We start from the raw sequence: 25,945 nt of genomic DNA, 5'->3' as shown, positions 1-25,945 counted from the left end.
TTCTGTTTTGTCATTCCTGCGAAGGCAGGAATCTATTATTATTATAATTTATTTGCGAATTCCTGACTGCACAGGAATAACAGATTAAATCACTTTAGCTTCGTTATGAAGTAAGCTTACTAATTCATCTATATTATCGGCATCTACCAATTTAACCGCTCCTTTTGGTGCTGGTTTTTCAAAACTAACTGCTTTTGTTTCATTACTGACCTCTGCCGGCTCTACAACTGTAAGCGGTTTTTTACGTGCCATCATAATACCTCGCATATTTGGTATACGTAAATCACTTTCTTCAACTAAACCTTTCTGTCCACCAATTACTAAAGGTAATGATGTACTCACAGTTTCTTTACCTCCATCGATTTCTCTTACTGCTTTAGCAGATGTACCATCTACTTCTAGACTGATACAATTAGTTACAAAGTTTGCACCAATCATACCAGCTAACATACCAGGAACCATAGCTCCATTATAATCTATAGATTCTCTACCTGCAATAACAAGATCATAACCACCATCACTTACTACTTTCGCTAATTGCTTTGCTACAGCAAAACCATCTGTTGCTGGTGTATTTACTCTAATAGCAGCATCTGCTCCAATCGCTAATGCTTTTCTTAAGGTTGGTTCAGTTTCTGCTCCACCAACGTTAACTACATCTACACTTGCGCCTTGTTTTTCTTTAAACCACATGGCACGTGTAAGACCAAATTCGTCATTAGGATTGATTACAAATTGCACACCATTAGTGTCAAACTTAGTATCACCATCTGTAAAGTTAATTTTTGAGGTTGTATCTGGCACATGGCTAATACATACTAATATTTTCATATAAAAATGATTTATTTAAACGTCTATTTATTCCCGACGAAGATAAATATAAATATTGAAATTTTACTATGCACGCATAATAAATTTTTGTGAAATGTCAGTTTTATGGAATTAAACTATCAATTTTTCAAAAATTTGAAGATTTTTTGTCGATTATCCACATCTATTACTTTAATGAAATATAATCCTGTTGATAGATTTGAAATATTAATACTGTTTTCTTCAAACTTTTCAGCTTTCAAAATTTGTTGTCCTGAAATATCATAAATGTAAATACTAAAACGTTGATCATTGAGGTAACTAGCTTGTAAATACGGATTATTATTAATTTGAAAAAATTTTATATCATCTAAATTGTTTTCAGTAATAGAAAGATTATATTCTTGTAATACTACCAAATCTGAAGAAAACACCGCTGTCTCTCTTTCCAATATTAAATTACCTGTATCGACTTCTGTATAAATTGATAAAGCACCAACATTAAAACCTTGACATTCAATTCCTAGAATTTGATATAATTTTTCTTCAAAACTATGACAAGGTTCACTGGGACTAGATTCCGAAATAATACCAGGATTTGAGTACCATAGCTGCAACCCTGTTGAAAACCCCTTATAATCTGCTGAAAAATAATTACCACAAGGCGAAGTATTATCCGCGGTTTCAATATTCATAATATTTGTTACGGAATTATAGGAGAATTCGATATTTATATCTAAGGTCTCTGGCACAACCACTTCTGTAGTTGAACAATACTGACCAGTCTCAGGATTATTACTACAAGTCTTTATTACTCTAAAAGTTTTGCCATCTACTAAATTAATGATGTTATTATTAATGGCCCCAAAAGGATAATCATTTTCAATATTTAGAACGTTCTGTGGTACAGAAAGATACACTTCATTAATTAAATCCTTATTCCTGTGCACCACAGTATAATAATCTAAAAGAGCACCACTCGTATTAGGAAAAGTTTGATAAAAATCATAAATGGTATAGTTGGCAAAAATATCATTTATATACTGATCCGGAAATGTTAATGAAATGGTGTCATCAGTATTATACGAAATAGCGGGAATATTAGTAGAATTTTCTATTTTCAGAATATCCGACTGCAAAGGACATAAAATTGTTTCTTGTCCCAAAACAGAGTTAGAAATAATAACTAGCAAACAGAGAAAAACGCAATTCTTACCAATCATGGAATTTTAATTATTTATTTATAAATAAAGTTACAATTTTTTTCATTATTCGAAACACATTTAATGTTATTATATAAGCAATAATTATTATTTTTGCTTTTAGAACAAAAACTAGAATATGAAGACAATTCAATTTAGAGAAGCTATTTGCGAAGCCATGAGTGAAGAAATGCGCCGAGATGAGAGTATTTATCTTATGGGTGAGGAAGTAGCAGAATATAATGGTGCGTACAAGGCATCAAAGGGTATGTTAGATGAGTTTGGTGCTAAGCGTGTCATAGATACGCCAATTGCTGAGCTTGGTTTTGCTGGTATTGCTATCGGTTCTACGATGACTGGCAACCGTCCTATAGTAGAATATATGACTTTTAACTTCTCATTAGTTGGTATTGATCAAATTATAAACAATGCAGCAAAAATTAGACAAATGTCTGGTGGGCAATTTAAGTGCCCAATTGTTTTTAGAGGACCTACAGCTTCTGCTGGTCAACTAGGAGCTACGCACTCTCAGGCTTTTGAAAACTGGTTTGCTAACACACCTGGTTTAAAAGTTATTGTACCTTCAAATCCATACGATGCAAAAGGTTTGTTAAAAGCTGCCATAAGAGATGACGATCCTGTTATTTTTATGGAAAGTGAGCAAATGTATGGCGATAAAGGTGAAGTGCCAGAAGGAGAATACGTAGTACCAATTGGTGTTGCAGAAACTAAGCGAGAAGGTACTGATGTAACGATCATATCTTTTGGTAAGATTATTAAAGAAGCGTATAAAGCTGCAGATGAATTAGCTAAAGAAAATATTTCTTGTGAAATAATAGATTTACGTACAGTACGTCCTTTAGATAGAAAAGCAATTTTAGAATCTGTAAAGAAAACAAATAGATTAGTTATATTAGAAGAAGCATGGCCTTTTGGAAATGTATCAACTGAAATTACATATTTAGTTCAGTCTGAAGCATTTGATTACCTTGATGCTCCTATTGTAAAAATAAACACTGCAGATACACCTGCACCGTACTCACCTGTTTTATTAGAAGAATGGTTACCTAACAGTGACGATGTTATTAAAGCAGTAAAAAAAGTGATGTACAAATAAATAGCAGTTTTCTGCGTTTATAAAACTTCATCAGCGACCCTAAAAGTTAAATTTAGCATGGTTGTTGATGAAGTTTATTTTTTATTATGAAATTGAAACTACTTTATATATGCTTCATGCTTGGCCTTGCATCTACTTTTGCGCAGACAAAAGTTAGTGGTCACGTCTATGATGAAGGCAATACACCTATTCCTTTTGCTAATGTTATGTTTAAGGGATCTACTATTGGTACAATTACCAATGAAGACGGAAAATTTTATTTAGAATCTGAAGAAAACTGGGAAACACTCGTGGTTTCTTTTGTTGGTTTTAAAACTATTGAGATCCCATTAGCAAAACGAATTAATTACGAGCTAAAATTTACACTTATTGAAGAGGAATCCTCGTTAGATGAAGTTTTAATAGTTACGGGTAAACAATCTAAAAAAGCATCTGAAAATCCGGCTATAAGAATACTCAAAAAGATTTGGGACCGTAAACGAGAAAATGGTTTAAGTCAATTTAAACAATACGAATACGACCAATACGAAAAAGTAGAATTTGACCTAAACACTATTGATAGCGCCTTAATAAAAAGTAAGCTTTTTAAAGGTATGGAGTTTGTTTTTGAGGAAGTTGACACCTCTAACGTTACAGGAAAAACATACTTACCGATATTTTTAAACGAATCAGTAAAGAAAATCTCTGGCGATAATGCCATGAGTAAAGAGCGTGAAGATTTAATAGGAAATAAGAATTCTGGTTTCAGTAATAATCAAATTATTATAGATTTCATTGATGATCTTTACTCAGAATATAACGTTTACGATAATTATCTAAAATTCTTTGATAAAAGTTTTGTGAGTCCATTAAGTAAAACTGGTGTACAGACCTACAACTATGTATTATCAGATAGCGCATATATAGACAATAAATGGTGTTATAATATAATATACTATCCTAGACGTAAAAACGAATTAACCTTTAAAGGCGATTTTTGGGTCAATGATTCCACCTTTGCCATAAAAGAAATTAATCTTCAGGCTTCAAAAAGTGCTAATATAAACTGGGTTAAAGAAATCTATATTGAACAAGAATTTGACGTATTAAATGATTCACTATTTCTTATAAAACGCGATTACTTCCTATCTGATTTTTCTATGAATAAAAAGGAAAAGTCAAGAGGTATATATGGAAAACGAACCACTATATATGATAATTATAAATTCAACGAAGCAAAGGATGAAAAGTTTTATGATAAGGTAGTTTATAATTATGAAGCTGACGTTTACAATAGAGAAGATGATTTTTGGGAAACCAATAGACTTGAAGAATTAAGTAAAGATGAGAAAGGTGTTTACAAAATGTTAGACACGCTTAAAACCGTAAAGAAATTTAAAAGAATGTATAATTTAGGAAGCATTTTAGCTTCTGGTTATATTGAATTCACAAGTTTAAACTTAGATTATGGACCTATTTTTTCAACGTTTGGCTATAACGAAGTAGAAGGCATAAGACTTAGAACTGGTGGACGAACTTATTTTGGACCTAATGACTTATGGCGTATAGAAGGGTTTTTAGCTTACGGTTTTAAAGATGACAAATTCAAATACGGAATTTCTGGAAAATGGCTTTTAGACAAGCGGAGCAGATTAACAATTTTTGGTGGCAATAGACGTGATGTAGAACAAATTGGAGCTAGTTTAACAAGCTCTACAGATGTTTTAGGTCGAAGTTTAGCATCGTCTTCAATTATCGGAACAGGTTCTAACGACAAATTAACTAATATAAAGTTAACCAATTTAGGGTTCTCAATTGAGCCAATGAGAAATTTTGAAGTACGTGTAGATGGTAGCTTTAGAGATCTTAGCTCTGCATCTCCAACTTTTAGTTTAGACTATAATGATCCTAACTCATTAACTGGCATTTCCTCTGAGCTAAGCCAATTTGAATCTCGATTGTCATTATCCTATTTTCCAAATCGCGAAATGACTGGTTTTGGTGTAGAACGACGAGAAAAGAACACAAATTTTGCAAGGTTATTTGCTCAAGTTAGCCGTGGAGATCGTGACTGGTTTAGTAGTGACTTTGATTACACCAAGGTTCAGTTTTCATATATACAACCATGGCAAATTGGTGGATTTGGTCGTTTAACCTCATCAATAGAAGCTGGTAAAACTTTTGGAGAACTTCCCTTAGCTTTATTAAATGTAGTACCAGGAAACCAAACTTATTTTTCAATTTATAATACATTTCCTCAGTTAGATTTTTATGAGTTTGTAACAGATACTTATAGTTCAATTCATTTAGAACATAACTTTAATGGTAGAATATTTTCTAGAATTCCGTTCTTAAAAAAATATAACCTTAGAGCTATTTTAGGTTTACGAGGGGTTTGGGGAGAGTTATCTGATGAAAACATTGCTCTTAATACTACAGGCAGTCCCGTTGAGATTCCATTAATAGCACCAGACTCTAGAATGTATTATGAATACAGTTTTGGTGTAGCCAATATTTTTAAAGTTTTAAGACTCGATTTTAATTTTAGAGGTAATTACTTAGATCGTCCAGATGCCAGACGATTTGGTATTACGGGTAGTTTTGGATTTTATTTTTAAACTTTCATTAAGCCTTTATTCCTTTGGCAAAAGCACGCATTATACTATATTTGCAGTATACTTAGACCTAACGGGCTCAAGTTTTACAACGATATTCTTTATATAAATTATTAAAAAAATATAACATGTCTGAAACACCAGAAATAACATTTGATGTATTAATTGAAATACCAAAAGGTAGCCGTAATAAATACGAATACGATTTTACTTTACATAAAATTCGTTTTGACCGTATGCTATTTTCTTCAATGATGTATCCTGGAGATTACGGATTTATACCTGAAACTTTAGCACTAGATAGTGATCCTTTAGATGTTTTGGTTTTAGGACATCAACCAACTTTTCCAATGGTTGTTATGGAAGTTAGACCAATTGGAGTATTTCATATGACGGATGAAAAAGGACCAGATGAAAAAATAATCTGTGTACCAGTATCAGACCCGATTTGGAGTAATAATAAGGACATAAGCGATTTAAATCCACATCGATTAAAGGAGATTGAACATTTCTTTAGAGTATATAAAGATTTAGAAAAAAAGAAAGTAGATGTTGGTGATTGGGGAGATGCAAAAGAAGCGGTTCAAATTTATCATGAATGTGTAAAACGTTATGATGATAGTGAACATAAAAAGAAACGTACTTTTACGATTTAAAAAAATATACGCTATATAAAAATAACCCTTTTGCTTTAAAAGCAAGAGGGTTATTTTTTTGTAGAATTAATTATTACCATCTCTTCATTTGTTTAAAAAAATAGTTCACTATAAATATATAATTTGATCTTACTTCTCAACTACATCGTTTTCGGAATCGTAGATTTTTTAACTTTTAAATAATAAAAAAGCAATATCAAGTAATTGATATTGCTTTTTTCGTAAAATATGATTCATTTTACTACTTTTGCCGAGCAAAAAACTAATCAAATAAAAAATATATGGATTCAATGATGATTTATATGCCAATAGCTTTGGCTGCTTTAGGTTTAATTTATATGATAATTAAACAATCTTGGGTAATGAAGCAAGATGCTGGTGACGGTAAAATGAAAGAAATCTCAGATCATATATATGAAGGTGCTCTTGCCTTTTTAAATGCTGAGTATAAATTACTAGGTATTTTTGTTGTTATAGTAAGTATACTTCTTGCTATTGTATCTTATGTAGTTCCTACAACTCATTGGCTTATAGTCATTGCTTTTATATTCGGAGCCGTTTTTTCTGCATTTGCAGGCAATATAGGAATGAAAATAGCTACAAAAACCAACGTAAGAACTACACAAGCTGCACGTACTAGTTTACCAAATGCACTTAAAATTTCCTTTGGAGGTGGAACCGTTATGGGTCTTGGCGTTGCTGGTTTAGCTGTATTAGGATTAACCGTATTCTTCATTATATTTTTCAACGTATTTATGGATGGTGTTTGGACAAACACTATGGATATGACAATTGTATTAGAAACATTAGCTGGTTTCTCATTAGGTGCTGAATCTATTGCCTTATTCGCTAGAGTTGGTGGTGGAATCTACACAAAAGCTGCAGATGTTGGTGCCGATTTAGTAGGTAAAGTAGAAGCAGGAATTCCTGAAGATGATCCTCGAAATCCTGCAACTATTGCAGATAATGTAGGAGACAATGTTGGTGATGTAGCCGGTATGGGAGCAGATTTGTTTGGTTCTTACGTAGCAACAGTACTAGCAGCTATGGTTTTAGGAAACTATGTTATTAAAGATATGGGAGGCGCTATTTCTGATGCATTTGGTGGTATTGGTCCTATCTTGTTACCTATGGTCATTGCTGGTGTAGGCATCATTATATCTATAATAGGTACTATGCTTGTAAAAATAAGCAGTAATGACGCTAAGGAGTCTCAGGTTATGGGAGCTTTAAATAAAGGTAACTGGACATCTATAGTATTAGTAGCCTTAGCTTGTTTTGCTTTATGTAAATATATGTTACCAGAAACTATGCGAATGGAGTTTTTTAGTGAAGGTTTAGTTGAAATTTCTTCAATGCGAGTTTTCTATGCTACTTTAGTTGGTTTATTTGTAGGCGCTGTTATTTCTTCAGTTACGGAATATTATACAGGATTAGGGAAACGTCCTATCTTAAAAATAGTACAACAATCATCTACAGGAGCTGGTACTAATATTATTTCAGGTTTAGCAACAGGAATGATTTCTACTTTCCCTTCTGTTCTTTTATTTGCAGGTGCAATTTGGGCATCTTACGCCTTTGCTGGTTTTTATGGTGTAGCATTAGCTGCCTCAGCAATGATGGCAACTACAGCAATGCAATTAGCTATTGATGCATTTGGACCAATATCTGATAATGCAGGTGGTATTGCAGAAATGAGCGAACAAGAACCAATAGTAAGAGAGCGTACAGATATTTTAGACTCAGTTGGTAATACCACTGCAGCAACAGGAAAAGGTTTTGCCATTGCGTCTGCAGCATTAACCTCTTTAGCCTTATTTGCAGCTTACGTTACATTTACTGGTATTGATGGTATTAATATATTTAAAGCACCCGTTTTAGCTATGTTATTCGTTGGTGGAATGGTACCTGTCGTATTTTCTGCTTTAGCAATGAATGCTGTAGGAAAAGCAGCCATGGAAATGGTACATGAAGTACGTCGTCAGTTTAAAGACATTCCTGGAATTATGGAAGGTACTGGTACTCCAGAATACGATAAATGTGTTGCGATCTCTACTAAAGCATCTTTAAAAGAGATGATGTTACCTGGTTTATTAACTATTGGTTTTCCTTTAATTATCGCTTTTGTTCCAATGATTTTTGGAATGGATTCTTTAGCCATTGCAGAAATGCTAGGTGGCTATATGGCTGGTGTAACTGTTTCTGGTGTACTATGGGCAATTTTCCAAAACAATGCTGGTGGTGCTTGGGATAACGCAAAGAAATCTTTTGAAGCTGGTGTAGAAATCAATGGAGAAATGACCTACAAAGGTTCTGAAGCACATAAAGCTGCCGTAACAGGTGATACTGTTGGTGATCCTTTTAAAGATACTTCAGGACCATCAATGAACATCTTAATTAAATTGACCTGTTTAATTGGTTTAGTAATTGCGCCTATTTTAGGAGGACACACTGAAGAAACTGGTTTAGCTAGCAATGAAGAAGACGTTTCTATAGAAATGGCTATTGCTTCACAAGATTTAGCAAAAGCTACTGTTGACTATTCTACGATTAAGAATGGAAAAAAGATTGTAGAAACTATTATTTTTGAAGGTACAGAAGCTGAGGTAAAGAAAGAATTAGCTGCTTTTGAAACATCTATAAACAATTCTGATAGCAAGACTAAAAGAACTATAGAAAGTATTGATATTTCTAAGTAATACTCATCAACATAATTTTACTTTTTTAAAGAACCTCATAATTAATTTTATGAGGTTTTTTTTTGTTGTAAGAATTTAAACGCAACCATTTTAAGGTTTTTCCATCTATTGAATATAACCACAAATAATCAGCTATGAAATCAAACAAAGTTTTACTTACAATTCTTCTATTATTTTGTCTTTCATTTAACTCTTGTGAAAAAGATGATGGAAATTCGGGTGGAGATCAACAAGAAATAATCCCAAATACATTTTCTGAATACTTTGGAAATACCATTTCAAGAGATTTTCTAGGCAACGTAGTTGACACTAACAATAACCCAATTGAAGGTGTTACAATTACTATAGGCAATGACACAGCTATTACAGATAATAATGGTGTGTTTTTAATTAAAGATGCCAATGTAAAAGAACGTTTTGGTTACATAAAAGCAGATAAAATAGGCTATATTCATGGATCTCGCAGCATAATACCATCTAACGGAACGAATAAAGTTACAATTATGCTATTAGAGGCTAGCATCGTTGGCACAGTAAATAGTGGTAATAGTGAAACTGTATCTTTAGCAAATGGAAGTTCGGTAAGATTTGATGGTAATTTTATTGAAGAAGATGGCTCTGCTTACTTTGGGTCGGTAGATATTGTAATGCATCATTTAGACCCTGTAAATGAAGATATGACGATACAAATGCCTGGTATGTTATATGCTCAAAATGAAGAAGGTGCGGAACGCATGTTACAGACTCTTGGAATGCTGGCTGTAGAATTAAGAGGTTCTGGTGGAGAAGAATTAAATTTAGCAGAAGGCTCAACTTCTGAAATTAAAATACCGGTTGATGCCAGTTTAATGTCTATTGCACCCACTACGATTCCGCTATGGTATTTTGATGAAGTAAATGGCTATTGGAAAGAAGAAGGTAAAGCCACATTGCAAGGCAATATGTATGTTGGTACTGTATCTCATTTCTCTTTTTGGAATTGGGATATTCCTGCTGAAACTATTACGCTGTGTGTTACAACTACAGACACTGAAAACAACTTATTAAGTAACCTTGCTGTTACTATTACAAGTGCTACTTATGGTGCTCGTACAGGCTACATAAATAACCAAGGTGAGCTTTGTGGAATGGTACCTAGTGGAGAATCGTTAGAAATAGATATTTACAGTTATGATCTTTGTGATAATGAAACTTTATTTTCTGATATCATAGGGCCATTTAATTCAGATTCTAGTATCACAGTTACTTTACCAGAAAATGACGATATTGTTGTTGAATCTATTATCGGAAACTTTAACACCTGTAATGACAATATGGTAACTGATGGCTATGTACAATTGTTCTATGCAAATCAAACATTCACTAATACTGTTGATGATGGTACATTTGAAATTAATTTATTACGTTGTACTGATGATAATACATTCCAAATTAAAGGTAGTGATTTTTTAAATCTTCAAACTACGCATAATATCAACTATACGTTTACGACACCTTTAACTAATATTGGAACTATTAGTGCCTGTAATACTATCACAGAATTTATTCAATATAGAATTGACAATGAAGATTTGGTTTCTTTTACAGGTAATTTCAATGCTATTCTTGATATAAATCCGTCAACTTCTTATCATATTCATCCAGAACTTAAAATTGCATATTATTCAGTTCAAGATGATATTTGCTTTTTTATGTTTGGAGCTTTAAATGATTCAAATTATGAAGGGACTTATGACTTTTTAGATTGGTATAATACAAATGACAGAAGTGACACAGGTTTTACGCTTCGAGAGTGTTTAAACATGGCTTCTACAGACAATATTACATACAACCTAACTTCTCTTGGAGCTATTGGTGAGTATATAGATATTAATTTCAGTGGAGATTTCGAAATTTTTGATGGTACTCAACATACTATAAATGGTGTTGTACACGTTTTGAGAGATTATTAAAAATCTATAAAAAAAATAAAAAAACCTTCAATTCTATATATGAATTGAAGGTTTTTCAATTTTAAAAATTGAAATGTTTACAAAGTATAAGTCAATCTAAAAGTAATAAACCTTGGCAAAATAAAGGTTTCAGAACTGTAAACCGAAATATTACTAGACCCATTATTTACGTTAGAATCTATGTTTAAAAGGTTACTTGCTTTAATTTGGTATTCCCATTTAGCATCTTGATCTTTTCGATACGCTAAACTAGCATTCCACGTTTGGTAAGACTCTGAAGGTGAAATATTACTTTTTTGATTCGTGTAAGCGTAATCTGTTTTTAACGTTAACGAATCCCAAATGTAAGCATCAAACTCTACAGATGGCGCACTCGTAGTATATTTAATATCATCGCCTCCTTGATTTGTATTACTGATACTATGACGGTATTTTAAAGTGACGTTTGGCCACTCTCTAAAATTAGTACTCAATTCTGGCGTATAACTTTGAGTAAAACTCTCATTTACCGATCTTTCATCCTGCACAAATTGATTTATTTTACTATAGTTAAAGTTAGCTCTTAAACTAGCTCTTAACTTTCCAAATGTACGTTGTATACGCCCAAAGGTTGACACACTTTCATCTGCAAAATTAGAATTAAAATAAGTGCTTGTTCTAATAACATTATCAAAATCTGTAAGTGATCTAATTTGATCTATATTTTTATTGTAGTTAAAGAACGCAAAAACATTAGTGTAATTAAAAAGGTTAAAGCTAAAATAACGCAGACTGATGTTATGAGAAAGTGCATTTTGCAAATTTGGTTCTCCATATTGTATACTATTGTAATTATTTAATACTAACCCTTCGGCTAAACTCGTAACATCTGTAAAGGAGTTTTGCATATTATAACTTAGGGTTAAACTTTCACTCTTTTTAAACTGAATTCTTGTTTCAAAATCTGGAAGTAATCTTAAGAAATTATCTTCGTAAGTTGTTCCAAACTGCGTATTTTTATTTCCATATGCATGTACTGAAAACCCAGGAGTAATGGTAAACTTACCTGTTTTTAAGGTGTAATGAAGCCCTAAGTACACATCACTAAAATTATATTCTATATCATTTTCGTTTCGTAACAAATCACCATCATTTGTTAACGTCGCTGTTGGATCAAAGAAAGTACCATCATCTAAAAATTGAAATATATTAGAGTCAAATTGTTGATTACTCAATATGGTTCCTAAAGTAAAATTGATATTACTTTTAGAATTTAAGATATTATAGTAATCTAATTTAGCATCTAATTGATTAGATTTTATTCGTCTTTCTTGATTAAGATTATAGTCATTCTGGTTAACATCTAATCCTAATGCACTAGCTGTATTTTCAAAAGCATCTTCATCTTTTAAACCTATAACATTGTAAAATGGATCTTCATCTTTTAATAAATGTTGTGCTTCAAAAGCAAAAATATTAGTTTCATTTAGGGTGTAATAGTAGTTAACGTTTTGATTAATACTATAAGGTTTCGCTTCATCTAACTGATTGGTTGTACCAACTACTGTAGAAAATTCATTATTCATTTCAGAGTCATCAGAAATACGACCAAGAATATCATAATTCAATTGATTATTCGTGTTTGGTTTATAACTAGCACTTAGTTTCGCTAAGCCTTGATTGGTTGCTTCTCGTCCGGTTTGAACAGTTTCTTCATCTGGAATTCCTAAATCCGAATCTGTATAACGTACAAAACTCTCCTGTCTTGTTTTTAACCTATTGGCATTGTAGATAATAAATCCACTAAGGTCTAATGCCTTATTTGGTGCATAGCTAAAGTTCACAGCGCCTAATTTTGACTCAATACTTTGTGCATCACCAAGGTTAGTTAAACCTCTTAACCCATTATCTCCAAGATTTATACTTGTTCCGCTACTGCTGCTTGGTGCTCTAAATCCACCACCAAAATTTCTTAAATCTCTTCCTGTCAATGCTACTTCTCCTGTATTATTTAAATCACCAATAACATTGATACTATACTTAGGGCTGTAGTAAAAAAGTTTAGGCTGCACCAAGTAAAGCTCATCTGTTGGTGAAGGTGCTACACCTCCTCCTACTGTAACATCACCAAACCAAAAGTTTTCTTTACCTTCTTTTAATTTAATATTAATAGCTACATTATCTTGGTTATTCTGCACACCACTTAACTGACCAACTTCCGAGTAATTTCGTAATACTTGTACTTTATCAACAGCGTTAGATGGAATGTTTTTTGTTGCCAATTTAGAGTCGCCATCAAAGAAATCTTTTCCGTTAACCATTAATTTATCTACAACCTTTCCTTCTACCTCAACTTGTCCATCATCATTTATTTCAACGCCAGGTAATTTTTTCAAAACATCTTCTAGTTTCCGTTCCGATCCGTTTTTAAAAGAATCTGCATTATAGATTAATGTATCTCCTTTTATGGTTACAGGCATTTCATAGGTAATCTCAACAGCATCTAACTGATTATCAGAAACCATATTAAAGTTTTTAGTAATATCGTCTTCCTTAGTTTGAATGGTTTCGTCTACAGATTTTAAGCCGATATAACTAATTTGAATATTATATAACGTATTCTTACTTAAAGACAATACATATTTACCTGCAGAATCTGTTATTCCATAAGACTCTAAAGTATTTGAATCTTTATTAATTGCGATAACATTTGCGAGTTCTAAAGGTGTACCAATACTATCCTTTACAACACCCTGAAGTTTAATTTGGGCAAAGGAACTACTTGCTATTAATAGGCATAATAGCGCTAAAACATTCTTCATATAATTTGGTTGTGATTGTTATATTAAATTTTTAATCTTATCAAACGCATTAACATTTGATAATAAATGTGGTTGTACATAAAAAAGATAGTGACGAATTAATTTCGTCTTCGACCTCCTCCTCGTCCGCCTCGACCTCCGCGTAACTCTCTTAACTCTTTCATCTTTTTTGTTACAATTTCGTTGTATTCTGTTTGTGTAACTTCATCTCCTTTTTTAGGCTTTTCAATCTCTTCCTTTTCTTCAGGATTTAAAACAATTTTTGTACATAAAATAGTAGTACGATCTGCATTAACTTCTAATATTAATCCAGGTAAACCCCAATAACCATCTGGCCCTTGGTTAACAGGTATCTGCGGAGAATACCAAGCAACTACTTCGATAATTTTTGGTTCCTTAGCTTCTGGCTTATCTTTTTCTTTTTTCTTACTATTAGTGCTATCTTTTTCTTTTTTACCTTCTTCTCTCTCATTACTACCTCTACTTGGTCTTCTAAAAGCACTAAAATCAAAGGCATCAGATGTTGTAGTTGCTGTAGCTTTAAAACATGTGTACTGACCAATTTGCTTTGTCTCAGTACCCATTTTCCATTCTAAGTTTTTTAAATCATCTACAATTAAAAACTTCTTACCAAAAAATTCTTGGTCCGTAATAGCTTCTTTGGTTTTAACATTTTTATATTTTGGACCACCAGTAAAACTAGAACCAAATCCTCCAAATCCTCTTCCTCCACCTGGAGCTGCTAATTTCTCATCTTCTTTATAAATAGATTCCGCTTGGTTGAACGTTAAGACATATTCTTTTTCTAAAAAGCTTTTCATACGTTCGGCAATTTGCTTTTTACGTTCCGGACTTGCGTCTGGCCCACCAATACCTTCCATATCCATAGTGGTTTTAGATTGGTAATACGCCTTGCCTTGAAAATCTTGAGCAAATGCATTGAAACTCGTAAAAAAGACTGTTAACAGTAATGCAATTTTAAATGGTAATTTCTTCATGTGTTTATCGATGTTGTTATAAAATCCAAAACGAATTTAGTTAATCTCACTAAACGTAAGACTCATTGAATGAAGAAAAGTAAAATCCTATACCGTTAAATTTATGTTAAGAAAATTAACCACCAACTGAAATTATAACGTGCTCTCCTTTTGAACCTTTACGAGGTGCATAACGCTCCATCATTTCCTTGGCCTTTTTATCCATTATATCGTCATATTCTTGTTGGTCAACTTGCTTACCCTTAGTAGGTTCTGTAATTTCTATTTTTTCTTCTGGATTAATTACTATTTGACTACAAATAACAGTTAACTTTCCATCATGAATTTCTAAAATTAACCCGGGTAATCCTTGATATTTAGCTGGCCCATTACTCACAGGTATCTGAGGTGTGTACCAAGCTGTGATTATACGATCTTCCATTTCAACCGCTTCCTCCTCTTCCTTTTCATCATCAGATTTCTTTTTTTTATTTGTATTACTGCTAAAACTAATACTCTTTCTTTTTGGCACTTGTTTAGTATAAGTTGCTTTAAAACACATATATTCTCCAATATGTTTAGTGTCTGACTCCAATTTCCAGTCAATTGAGACAATTGAATCTTTTATCAAAAAATTTTTACCCATCGTTTCTTTTTGATCTATATAGCTTTTGTCTTTTATATTTTTATAAAAAACATCGTTACCACTATTTCCAAAAGACATCATCATTTCGCCACCAACTTGCGGCTTGTCTAATTCAACTTCTTGCCTATATAATGATGAAGATTTATCAAAGGTTAAAGTGTAGGTTTTCTGAAATCCCTTTTTCATCATTTCTATCATCTTGGTCTGCATAGCGTCATTCATTTTAGTGCTATCCATTTTTATGTCAATTTTGCGTTGTGTTCTATATGTTGCCACGCCTTGAAAATCTTGAGCTAAAACTGATGACGCCACAAGAATTAATATTAATGAGAATAAGATTGAGAGATTTTTCATAATTTGATATATTATAGATTGATTATGTTTTTGATTAATATACTACAATTATCTGAAAATTAAACCACTACTTATGTTAACCAACGTTAACGAGTGTTAACCGATTAGCAATCTATTTTTTTTACTTCTACATTTGAATTATGAATGATGTAAGATACAAATGGATTTTATATACTATAGTGGTTGTTATTCTTGGTACAATTGGAATACAAGTCTATTGGAATTACAAAAACTACCAAACTAGCAAACAACAGCTCATTAATGATGTACAAATTAGTTTAGACAAAGCCGTTGATGATTATTATACCGCTTTAGCAGAACAATCTACTATTGGTATTTTCTTAAAAGGCGATCAACAAAAGGATGCCTTTAAAGAAGGAAGTAAACTTCAAAATTTTTTAAAAAACTTAGATGAATCTAATATTGGCTTTAGTAATATTGATTCTTTAGATGTCACTGCCATAGACGGCATAACGATACTTAGGGGACGTAAGGCCGACTCGATGGCTAAAAAAGAAGATGAAAAACTCAACCCTTTAACAATAGAAAATTTTCATTTAAAAAAAGACAGTTTAAAAAATAAGGGCATTGATTTTAAAACTGCTGAGTTTTTAACATCAAAAGTCATGATTTCAATGACTAATGATACTCTAGATATAAAAAGCGTAGATAGTTTAGTTAAGCAAGAATTAAAACGCAAAAATATTGATATCGCATTCTATTTAGACTATAAAAATCCTAAACACGATATTGAACATTGGATTAAAACAAAAGAAATGCCAGAGCTTGATCCTAATCACATGTCAGCCGATTATTTACAGACGGACTCAAAATCTACGTTTCTGCCAAAAGGTACTTTTTTAACCATATTGTTTACAAATACAACTGAAGCTATTTTATATAGAATTTTAGGTGGAATTTTAATTTCTACACTTCTCATACTTGCTGTAATAAGTTCATTATTTTACCTACTGAAAATTATACGAGACCAAAAACAACTAGCCGAAGTAAAAAACGACCTTATTAGTAATATAACGCACGAGTTTAAAACGCCTATAGCCACCATAAGTGCAGCAATAGAAAGTATAAATAGTTTTAATGCCATTGAAGACAAGGAAAAGACCAAAAAATACCTAAACATGTCTTCAGTGCAATTAGGGAAACTAAATGTTATGGTTGAAAAAATGTTAGAAACAGCAACCTTAGACAGTAATAATTTAGACCTAAAAAACGAAAACTTTAATCTATCTGAATTGCTGTTAACACTAACCAATCGTTATAAAATACAATTCAGAGAAAAAACCATAAACAATAATTTTCTAGTTGAAAACTTAATCATTAATGCAGATATATTTCATATTGAAAATGCTTTAAATAACATTTTAGATAATGCTATAAAATATGGTGGCGAAGAAATTACTGTTCAATTAAGGGAAAACAAAAATAATTGCATCATTCTAATTTCTGACAACGGTAACAGTTTGACTAAAACCAATAAAGAACAAATTTTCGACAAGTTTTATCGTGTACCAAAAGGCAATAAGCACGATGTAAAAGGATTTGGCATTGGTTTATATTACACCAAAACGATTATAGAAAAACATAAAGGCTCTATAAATTTAGAATTGAATAAAAATTTAACTACGTTTAAAATCACACTTCCAAATGGCTAATAAAATTAAACTCTTATTGGCTGAGGACGAAGCAGCGCTAGGACAGATTATAAAAGAAAGCTTAGAAACAAGGGACTTTGAAGTTACCCTTTGCGAAAATGGAGATATTGCTTTTAAAAAACATCAAACTGAAGCGCCAGACATTTTAGTTTTGGATGTAATGATGCCTAAAAAAGATGGTTTCACTTTAGCCAAAGAAATTAGAGCTGAAGATGATACTATTCCTATTATATTTTTAACGGCAAAATCTCAAACTGCAGATGTGGTTGAAGGTTTTTCTATTGGCGGAAATGACTACCTTAAAAAACCATTTAGCATGGAAGAGCTTATTGTTAGGGTGCATAATTTAGTAGATAGAACTAAAACGCAAAAAACCTCTGAAATTATAACGCTTGGTCAATTCGCTTTCGATTTTCCTAAACAACAATTAAGTTTCATGGATGAGGAGTCCGTTCAGCTCACTCACAGAGAAGCACACTTATTGTTTCATCTTATAAAAAATAAAAATCAGGTTTTAGACCGTTCTTTAATATTGAATAAACTTTGGGGAACTGATGATTTTTTTACCGCAAGAAGCATGGATGTTTTTATTAGTAAACTGCGAAAAAAATTACAAAAGGATAAAAACATTCAGATTATTAATGTTCGTGGGTTTGGTTATAAATTAACGGTATAATTTTATGAAATCTGTTCGTTTTTAAAATTACTGCAATCCTTAAGCGTTATTAATTGGTACAATTTTGTATTTTTCAGTCTTAAGTGGTCAACCTTTATGCAAAAGCTTTTTCTTTTATTTTTAATTTCTAGTTTTTTAGGCTTTGCGCAAGGAGAAAACCAACAACTCGTTACAGCTACAGCGACTTTAAAAGATTCTACAATTATAAAAGCGGAGTCTATTTTCGGAATAGATAATTATGGAACCTTTTATTATTCAACGGAAAATAACACCTTCAATAAAAAAACGAAGGACACTATTATTAGTTATTCTAATTTTCAGTTAGGCGAAATTACATCGGCAAACACATTTAATCCTTTAAAAATAAATCTGTTCTATAAAGACTTTAATACAGTTATAATCCTAGATAATCGCTTGGCTGAAATTTCAAAAATTGATTTTAACTCTAACACAACCTACAAAAATGTATCGTTTGTTTCTTCGGGCTATAACAATACACTTTGGTTATTTAATGAAGATTTTCAATATTTAGAATTATACGATTATGCTTCAAACAAAACCAAACTAAAAACAGTACCAGTACAATCTAAAGTTCTAGATTTAAAAAGCGATTATAATTATTGCTTCTTACTCACTGAAAATTATCTTTATATCTATAATTATTTTGGAAGCTTAATAAGAAAACTGAAAAACACAGGTTACGAAAGTTTGGCATTTAACGAAGCGCATTTGGTTTTAAAAAAAGAAGATTCTTTGTTTATCTTAGAAAAAAACCAAACAGAAATATTACCTGTTAAACATCCAAAAATGTTAATAAATCAGTTTTTGGTAACCAACGAAACAGTGTATCTTTACCGAGAAAATTTACTATATCAATACCAATTAAAATTAGATTAGATTATGCATGTAGCCGTTGCAGGAAATATTGGAGCCGGAAAAACTACACTTACAAAATTACTAGCGAAACATTTTAAGTGGGAAGCACAGTTAGAAGATGTAGTTGACAATCCGTATTTAGATGATTTTTACAATCAGATGGAGCGTTGGAGTTTTAACCTGCAGGTTTATTTTTTAAATAGTAGATTTAGACAAGTTAACCAAATTCACGATAGCGGAAAAGATATCATTCAAGACAGAACAATCTATGAGGATGCACATATTTTTGCACCCAACTTACACGCCATGGGTTTAATGACCAATCGTGATTTTGAAAATTATTCTTCGTTATTTGAATTAATGGAATCTTTTGTAAAAGGACCAGATTTACTTATTTATTTACGTAGTTCTATTCCTAATTTAGTCGCACAAATCCATAAAAGAGGACGCGATTACGAAAACACAATTAGTATCGATTATTTAAGCCGATTAAACGAACGTTATGAAGCTTGGATTTCTAAATACGATAAAGGAAATTTATTAATTATAGACGTAGACAATTTAGATTTTGTTGCTAATCCTGAAGATTTAGGAGACATAATCAACCGAATTGATGCTGAAATTAATGGATTATTTTAAAGTTATAGTCTTCAATTATTACGCTAAAAATTGAAATACTTTTTACTTGCTCTCGCAGTATTATCTACACTTAATATTCAATCACAAAACGATTCTATTTCTGATGGTAAAAGAATATGGAACGATTTTAAATACGACGGTATATCTATTATTAAAGGCGTTGGCAATGCTTACACCCAACCTTTAAGATGGAAAAAGAAGGATTTTATAACTGCAGGAAGTTTTATTGCAGGTACAAGTTTACTATATCTTGCAGATAATGAAGCACAACGCATTTTTACAGAACAAGGTGAGCATGCTCCAACTATATTACAAGATTTTGGATGGTATTTTGGCAGTCCTCAAAATTTCTTCATGGTAACGGCTGGTGTTTATGGTTTTGGATTACTAACAAAAAATGAAAAAGTAAGATATACAGGTGTTTTAATTATTTCGTCTGCTGTGGCTTCAGGCTTGTTTCAAAGTGTTGCAAAAACTGCTATTGGTCGTGCTAGGCCAAAAACAGGAAACCATGATCATTTTAGTCCATTTAGTAATGAACCTGGCTACCACTCTTTTCCTTCCGGACATTCAATTTTATCATTTTCTATGGCTCATGCTATAGCTAAACAATTTGATAATTTTTGGGTTAAAGCTGGTATTTATACTGTTGGATCAATTGCTCCAATTTCTAGATTATGGAAAAATGCACATTGGATATCTGATGTAGGTTTTGGTATGGCTTTTAGCATTGTTATTACAGACGGCATCGATAATTTTATGAAGCGTAATCAGCGTTATGAAATTAAAGAGCCAAAGCAAATATCTTGGCAACTAAAAATGGGTGCAGGTACTTTTGGTGTTGTTGGCACTTTTTAAATAAATGCTGAAATTATACAATAAAGCCATTCTCTCTAGCGTGCTCAATGGCCTGTGCGCTACTTTCCACCATTAAAACCATTGTGGTTTTGTAGTTTTCCACTAATCCTTTTACCCGCAACATTTTCTTTTTGTGTTGCACACTACGAAGATAAATTGCCAAAATTCGATTTGGAAATTCTTCTGCAATTTCCATGTAAATGTCTGGATCATGCTCACCACTATCACCAATTAATATAAATGGTAAATCTGGATACGTTTTTAATAGATTAAGAATTTCTTTTTGTTTCTGAGGTTTTTCATCTTGAGATTTCTTCTTTAAAAAATTGCTTAAACTTCTTAATAAAATAGGACCTTTAGGAAATTTGTTCTGTCTTAAAAACAATTCTAAATAGCGATATAAATTCCATGGACTATGACTGACATAAAAAATAGGATTTGCATTTTCGCCAGAAATTCCTCTATGCAGTTTATGATAAAAATCTGCAGCACCTTCTAACGGAATTCTATTCTTAGCATGCCTAAAAATTGAATTATAAATTACTTTCCATTTTAAGGTAGACACAACACCAGTGTGCAAAATAGTATCGTCAATATCACTAGCCACACCAAATTGCGCCTTAGAGGAAGGTATTAGAATCTCACCTGGAAATCTATTTTTATTCTGTATCGTCCGTTTTATCTTTAAATCATCATAAAACAATTCAAAAGACAACCAACCTTCTTCATTAGTAAGAGTTTTTAAATTTTCTAAGCTCTCTTCAAACTTATAATATCCTTTATTATCTGTAACACCTTTTAGAATGGTATTATTGGGCAATTTTATACTAACACCTACGTTTTTAATTTCATCAGTCTCAAAACGCTTCCAAGTATTTACAATAAGATGCCAAATATGCTGCTCATCTAAATCTATAGACTCATCTTCTAGTGCTCTTCCGCGTGCATAAAAATGATTATCAGTACCATAACCTTGAAAAGCTATAATCTGTAATGGATCTTTCTTTAACCAGCTCAAATGAAATTATTTTTAATAATTTTCAAGATAGTAAAATCTACAAAGCTTTAAAACATCTTAACCGTTTTATCTAAATTTAGAAGGATAAACAGTAAGTATTCATAATTATAATTAATTTCGCCACATGATAAGAGCCTTACAATTACGTGTTAATTTATTCGAAGAAAGACAACCAGATGGTTTGCTAAAAAAAGCAGCTTATAATTTAGATATTAAAACCTCTGAAATTTCTGGAATTAAAATTCTAAGAAAATCTATTGATGCTCGTAAACGCAACATCATATTTAATTACAAAGTTGAGGTCTATATTAATGAACCAATGCCAGAAACCTCTGAGTATCACTTTGACTACAAAGATGTTTCTAATTCAAAACCTATACATATCATTGGTTTTGGACCAGCAGGAATGTATGCAGCACTGCGTTGTATAGAGTTAGGTTTTAAGCCTATTGTTTTAGAACGCGGTAAAAATGTAAAAGACCGACGACGCGATTTAAAAGCCATTAATCAAGATCATTTTGTAAACGAGGATTCTAATTATTGTTTTGGCGAAGGTGGTGCTGGCACCTACTCTGATGGTAAACTTTACACCAGAAGCTTAAAGCGCGGTGATGTACGTAGAGTATTTGAAAATTTAGTTTATCATGGTGCTACTGATCAAATATTGGTGGATGCTCATCCTCATATTGGTACTAATAAATTGCCAAAGGTTGTCACTAACATTCGCGAAACCATCTTAAAATATGGAGGAGAAGTTCACTTTGAATCTCGAGTTTCAGATTTTACATTAAAAGATAATAAGATTGTTGCGCTTCAACTTTTAGACGGAAAAGAACTTAATGTAGAAAAAGTAATTTTAGCAACTGGTCATTCTGCAAGAGATATTTTCTATTTATTAAATGACAAAAAGGTTAAACTTGAAGCGAAATCTTTTGCAATGGGAGTTAGAGTTGAGCATCCACAAGAGATTATTGATGGTATTCAATACCATTGTTCAGGTGAACCAAGAGACGAATTATTACCTGCTGCATCATACAGTTTGGTAGAACAAATTAATCATAGAGGTGTGTACTCTTTTTGCATGTGTCCTGGTGGATTTATTGTACCTGCTGCCACCGCAAATGGAGAAGTAGTAGTAAATGGAATGTCACCTTCTAAACGAAATAATAAGTTTGCCAATTCTGGTATTGTTACTGAAATAAATGCAGATAAAGATTTATATAAATACGAACATTTTGGTGCTCTAAAAGCATTAGAATATCAAAAAGATTTAGAGCGTTTAGCCTTTACATCTGGAGGACGAAAACAATCTGCACCTGCACAAAAACTAACGGATTTTGTGGAAGGAAAAACATCAAATAGCCTTAACGAAACCTCATATCAACCAGGCCTAAATTCCGCACCATTACACTCTTTATTACCTAAAATAATTGGTGGTTCACTAAGAAAAGGTTTTAAAGCTTTTGGGCAAAAAATGAAAGGATACTATACAGAAGAAGCTAATATTATTGGTGTAGAATCTAGAACCTCTTCACCTGTTAGTATACCAAGGACAGAAACTTTAGAACATCCAGAAATTGCTAATTTATTTCCTTGTGGCGAAGGTGGTGGTTATGCTGGTGGTATTATTTCTGCAGCAATGGATGGTGAGCGTTGTGCTGAAGCAGCTTGTCAATAATAAGCTTTTGTCACGTTTTAAAAATAATGATCTGGTTTTTTTAGAAATAAGAAAATTTCTCAATAAACGTTATGCTAATATGAGAAAAATTATTCCTACAATTCTATTGGTTATTCTAGCAGCTGGCTGTAATAACTCTGAACATAAAAAAATCTCAGAATACCATAGTATGTTAGATACTTTAGATATTAACGATTATGATTCTTATCGTAAATATCATCAACGAATATCAGAACTTAAACCCATTAAAGAATCTTATTGCTTGCTAGATTCATTTAAAGCCGAAATTGATATTAAGAAAAATAAGCTAACATATTTTATAGGAAGTGAGAGAGAACATTTACCTCCAAGTCTTAGAAACTTTCCAAATTATTTAGAGAACAATTACTCAATAAATTCTATAGAATTACTATTAAGCTGCATAGTGTCTGCAGATGACGAATATTACGAATGCTATGAGCGTATAATGCATAAAGCCATTGCTGACAAATATGGAGCTGACTTTATAAATGATTCAAAAAGAATTGTTGATAGTATATACTTACATCATAACAAAAACTTAATTTATACTTGGAGTGATTCTTATGCCTTAAATACCAGACATAGATCAAAAAATTATAGACTATGGAAAGACTCTATTCAAAATGAAATACGTAATATAAAACACACTATAGCATTTCAACCACAAAGCGAAGAAGACTATCATTTTTCTGCCCAATTCATTATAACTAAATCTGGAAAAATTGATAGTTTAGAAACTTACAATATAGGTTATCAAGACAAAAAGAATGATCATCTAAAAAAACGATTGAAAGAATACATCTTAAATACAAAATGGCAACCTATTGAATTGTATGGTATAAAGCTGAATACAAAAGAACATTTCTTTATTTAGTATTAAGTTTAAATTAGATAAATAACCAAAATTTAAGGAACTATATAAATTGATATTTTATATCTATTTTTGCCTAACTAATCTTAATAAAAATGAACGCATATATATTTCCAGGTCAAGGTGCTCAATTCTCAGGAATGGGATTAGACCTTTACGAAAATTCTCCTTTAGCTCAAGAATTGTTTGAAAAAGCCAACGATATTTTAGGCTTTCATATTACAGATATAATGTTTGAAGGCTCTGCTGAAGACCTTAAAGTAACTAAAGTAACTCAACCTGCTATATTTTTACATTCGGTAATTTTAGCCAAAACACTTGGAGATAGCTTTAAGCCAGACATGGTTGCTGGTCATTCACTTGGTGAATTCTCAGCACTCGTTGCTGCAGGAGCATTAACATTTGAAGATGGATTAAAATTAGTTTCGCAACGTGCTCAGGCCATGCAAAAAGCTTGTGAATTACAACCAAGTACTATGGCTGCCGTTCTAGGATTAGAAGATGACATAGTAGAAAAAGTATGCTCTACAACAGAAGGTGTTGTAGTTGCTGCAAACTACAACTGTCCTGGACAATTAGTAATTTCTGGTGATGTAGAAGCTATTAATAAAGCATGTGCATCTCTTAAGGATGCAGGAGCAAGACGTGCTTTAGTGCTGCCTGTTGGTGGTGCTTTTCACTCGCCTTTAATGGAACCCGCTCGTGAAGAATTAGCAGCAGCCATAGAAAACACAACATTTAGTAAACCAAATTGCCCTATCTATCAAAATGTAACGGCTTCTGCCATTACCGATGAAAACGAAATTAAAGCTAATTTAATTTCGCAATTAACAGCTCCTGTTCGTTGGACGCAATCTGTACAACAAATGATAGAAGATGGTGCTTCTCTCTTTACTGAAGTTGGTCCTGGTAAAGTGTTACAAGGCTTAGTTAAGAAAATAAATAGAGCATCTGAAACAGCTTCAGCTACTTTTGAAACTAATGCTTAAACCATATATGTTTTGAATAGAAACTTATTTATCACAGTACTTATTATTTTCAATATTGCTATCGATCAAATATCTAAAGTAGTTGTGAGAAACACTTTAGAATTTAAAAAAGTAATTAATATTATAGGCGAATATTTTCAACTAATTTGGGTTGAAAATAAAGGTGCTTTTTTAGGTATGGGAAGCGATATGAATCCTACACTTAGATTAATCTTCTTATTAGTTTTACCAACAATTGTTTTAGGCTACGTTATCTACTACATTGTGAAAACGAAAGAACTAGACAAATTAAGCTTAATCGCTTTTTGCTGTATTGTTGGTGGTGGAATTGCTAATGTTTTTGACCGAATTGTATTTGGTCAAGTAACAGATTTCTTTTTTATTAATTTAGGTGGTGTCTTTAAAACTGGTATATTTAACATAGCTGACCTATCTGTTTCTTTAGGAATGGTTATGTTATTATGGAGTGGTTTTACACTAAAAAGTAAAAAGAAAGCTGATCTACAATCTTAGTAAAAATAGATCTATTCAACTCATAATTTAAAAAAGAACCTAACGCGCTAGTTGGCAATCGTCGCAATCTTTAACTTTACCATAATATGTTTCACGATATTTGTGTAAAGTTTGGTAAGGGATACTTAAGAATTGTTTTTTAATGTAGGTAACGTTTGTAGACAATACACCCATTTTTTTTGTGAAGCGACCTTCTGTTTTGGTCTCTCGTTTAATACTTATCAATTTCATCTTATTCAATTATCATTCCTTACAAAATAACAAAGATTAGAAACCAATCCCAAGTTGTAAACGTTAAAACCTAGTTAAGTGCTTATAGAATTAG

General features: G+C 32.0%; 21 protein-coding genes. 14 read left to right on the top strand and 7 right to left on the bottom strand.

The window, feature by feature from the left end; translation table 11 throughout:
* Positions 1–84: 84 nt before the first annotated feature.
* Together Q0891_RS03810 and Q0891_RS03805 are read right to left on the bottom strand one after the other, a co-directional pair.
* Entirely contained in the window at positions 85–831 is a 747-nt protein-coding gene (locus tag Q0891_RS03810; RefSeq protein WP_299098898.1) for an electron transfer flavoprotein subunit beta/FixA family protein, read from the bottom strand.
* A 119-nt stretch (positions 832–950) separates the two neighbouring features.
* Complete coding sequence (locus Q0891_RS03805) at positions 951–1,976, bottom strand: T9SS type A sorting domain-containing protein (RefSeq protein WP_299098896.1); 1,026 nt, start codon at positions 1,974–1,976, stop codon at positions 951–953.
* 175 nt (positions 1,977–2,151) lie between these two features.
* Between Q0891_RS03805 and Q0891_RS03800 the strand changes: the two genes are divergently transcribed.
* The 5 genes from Q0891_RS03800 (at position 2,152) to Q0891_RS03780 (ending at position 11,030) form a co-directional block, all read left to right on the top strand.
* Complete coding sequence (locus Q0891_RS03800; RefSeq protein WP_299098894.1) at positions 2,152–3,129, top strand: pyruvate dehydrogenase complex E1 component subunit beta; 978 nt, start codon at positions 2,152–2,154, stop codon at positions 3,127–3,129.
* A gap of 86 nt (positions 3,130–3,215) precedes the next feature.
* A complete protein-coding gene (locus Q0891_RS03795) occupies positions 3,216–5,726 on the top strand; it encodes a DUF5686 and carboxypeptidase-like regulatory domain-containing protein (protein WP_299098892.1) in 2,511 nt (836 codons plus the stop codon).
* 125 nt (positions 5,727–5,851) lie between these two features.
* On the top strand, positions 5,852–6,379 hold the full coding sequence (locus Q0891_RS03790) for an inorganic diphosphatase (protein ID WP_299098890.1): 528 nt from the start codon (positions 5,852–5,854) through the stop codon (positions 6,377–6,379).
* Between the two features lie 281 nt (positions 6,380–6,660).
* Complete coding sequence (locus Q0891_RS03785) at positions 6,661–9,078, top strand: sodium-translocating pyrophosphatase (RefSeq protein ID WP_299098888.1); 2,418 nt, start codon at positions 6,661–6,663, stop codon at positions 9,076–9,078.
* 134 nt (positions 9,079–9,212) lie between these two features.
* Complete coding sequence (locus Q0891_RS03780) at positions 9,213–11,030, top strand: hypothetical protein (RefSeq protein ID WP_299098886.1); 1,818 nt, start codon at positions 9,213–9,215, stop codon at positions 11,028–11,030.
* Between the two features lie 77 nt (positions 11,031–11,107).
* Here the strand turns inward: Q0891_RS03780 and Q0891_RS03775 are convergent, their stop codons facing one another.
* From Q0891_RS03775 to Q0891_RS03765, 3 genes are all read right to left on the bottom strand, one after another.
* Entirely contained in the window at positions 11,108–13,831 is a 2,724-nt protein-coding gene (locus tag Q0891_RS03775; protein ID WP_299098885.1) for a TonB-dependent receptor, read from the bottom strand.
* Between the two features lie 98 nt (positions 13,832–13,929).
* On the bottom strand, positions 13,930–14,829 hold the full coding sequence (locus Q0891_RS03770; protein WP_299098883.1) for a GLPGLI family protein: 900 nt from the start codon (positions 14,827–14,829) through the stop codon (positions 13,930–13,932).
* A gap of 115 nt (positions 14,830–14,944) precedes the next feature.
* Positions 14,945–15,808, bottom strand: a complete 864-nt coding sequence (locus Q0891_RS03765) for a GLPGLI family protein (protein ID WP_299098882.1) — start codon at positions 15,806–15,808, stop codon at positions 14,945–14,947.
* A gap of 140 nt (positions 15,809–15,948) precedes the next feature.
* On the opposite strand from Q0891_RS03765, the gene Q0891_RS03760 reads away from it, so the two are divergent.
* From Q0891_RS03760 to Q0891_RS03740, 5 genes are all read left to right on the top strand, one after another.
* Complete coding sequence (locus Q0891_RS03760) at positions 15,949–17,481, top strand: HAMP domain-containing sensor histidine kinase (protein ID WP_299098881.1); 1,533 nt, start codon at positions 15,949–15,951, stop codon at positions 17,479–17,481.
* Positions 17,474–18,157 carry a response regulator transcription factor gene (locus Q0891_RS03755; RefSeq protein ID WP_299098880.1) on the top strand — a complete coding sequence of 228 codons (684 nt, stop codon included), beginning with the start codon at positions 17,474–17,476 and terminating at the stop codon, positions 18,155–18,157. Before Q0891_RS03760 ends, Q0891_RS03755 begins: the two co-directional genes overlap by 8 nt.
* Before the next feature lie 96 nt (positions 18,158–18,253).
* The gene (locus Q0891_RS03750) at positions 18,254–19,054 is read left to right on the top strand and encodes a hypothetical protein (RefSeq protein WP_299098879.1); all 801 of its coding nucleotides are present in this window, start codon (positions 18,254–18,256) and stop codon (positions 19,052–19,054) included.
* 3 nt (positions 19,055–19,057) lie between these two features.
* Entirely contained in the window at positions 19,058–19,672 is a 615-nt protein-coding gene (locus Q0891_RS03745; protein ID WP_115817884.1) for a deoxynucleoside kinase, read from the top strand.
* A gap of 30 nt (positions 19,673–19,702) precedes the next feature.
* Complete coding sequence (locus tag Q0891_RS03740) at positions 19,703–20,530, top strand: phosphatase PAP2 family protein (RefSeq protein WP_299098878.1); 828 nt, start codon at positions 19,703–19,705, stop codon at positions 20,528–20,530.
* Between the two features lie 13 nt (positions 20,531–20,543).
* Here the strand turns inward: Q0891_RS03740 and Q0891_RS03735 are convergent, their stop codons facing one another.
* The gene (locus Q0891_RS03735; protein WP_299098877.1) at positions 20,544–21,548 is read right to left on the bottom strand and encodes an App1 family protein; all 1,005 of its coding nucleotides are present in this window, start codon (positions 21,546–21,548) and stop codon (positions 20,544–20,546) included.
* Between the two features lie 124 nt (positions 21,549–21,672).
* Here Q0891_RS03735 and Q0891_RS03730 point away from each other — a divergent pair, with 124 nt between their 5' ends.
* From Q0891_RS03730 to lspA, 4 genes are all read left to right on the top strand, one after another.
* On the top strand, positions 21,673–23,226 hold the full coding sequence (locus Q0891_RS03730; protein ID WP_299098876.1) for an NAD(P)/FAD-dependent oxidoreductase: 1,554 nt from the start codon (positions 21,673–21,675) through the stop codon (positions 23,224–23,226).
* Between the two features lie 79 nt (positions 23,227–23,305).
* Positions 23,306–24,121, top strand: coding sequence for a hypothetical protein (locus tag Q0891_RS03725; RefSeq protein ID WP_299098875.1), 816 nt, complete (start codon positions 23,306–23,308; stop codon positions 24,119–24,121).
* 92 nt (positions 24,122–24,213) lie between these two features.
* Complete coding sequence (gene fabD, locus Q0891_RS03720; protein WP_299098874.1) at positions 24,214–25,107, top strand: ACP S-malonyltransferase; 894 nt, start codon at positions 24,214–24,216, stop codon at positions 25,105–25,107.
* Between the two features lie 12 nt (positions 25,108–25,119).
* Positions 25,120–25,620 carry a signal peptidase II gene (gene lspA, locus Q0891_RS03715; RefSeq protein WP_367179556.1) on the top strand — a complete coding sequence of 167 codons (501 nt, stop codon included), beginning with the start codon at positions 25,120–25,122 and terminating at the stop codon, positions 25,618–25,620.
* Positions 25,621–25,659: 39 nt separating this feature from the next.
* Here the strand turns inward: lspA and Q0891_RS03710 are convergent, their stop codons facing one another.
* Positions 25,660–25,851 (bottom strand): hypothetical protein, encoded by a 192-nt coding sequence (locus tag Q0891_RS03710; RefSeq protein WP_299098873.1) that lies wholly within the window; start codon positions 25,849–25,851, stop codon positions 25,660–25,662.
* Positions 25,852–25,945: the final 94 nt, after the last annotated feature.

The sequence above is a fragment of the uncultured Winogradskyella sp. genome (assembly GCF_947498005.1).
In the GTDB taxonomy this organism is placed as follows: domain Bacteria; phylum Bacteroidota; class Bacteroidia; order Flavobacteriales; family Flavobacteriaceae; genus Winogradskyella.
Note: the sequence above shows the minus strand (reverse complement) of the source record. Positions and strands in the feature narration are given on the sequence as shown.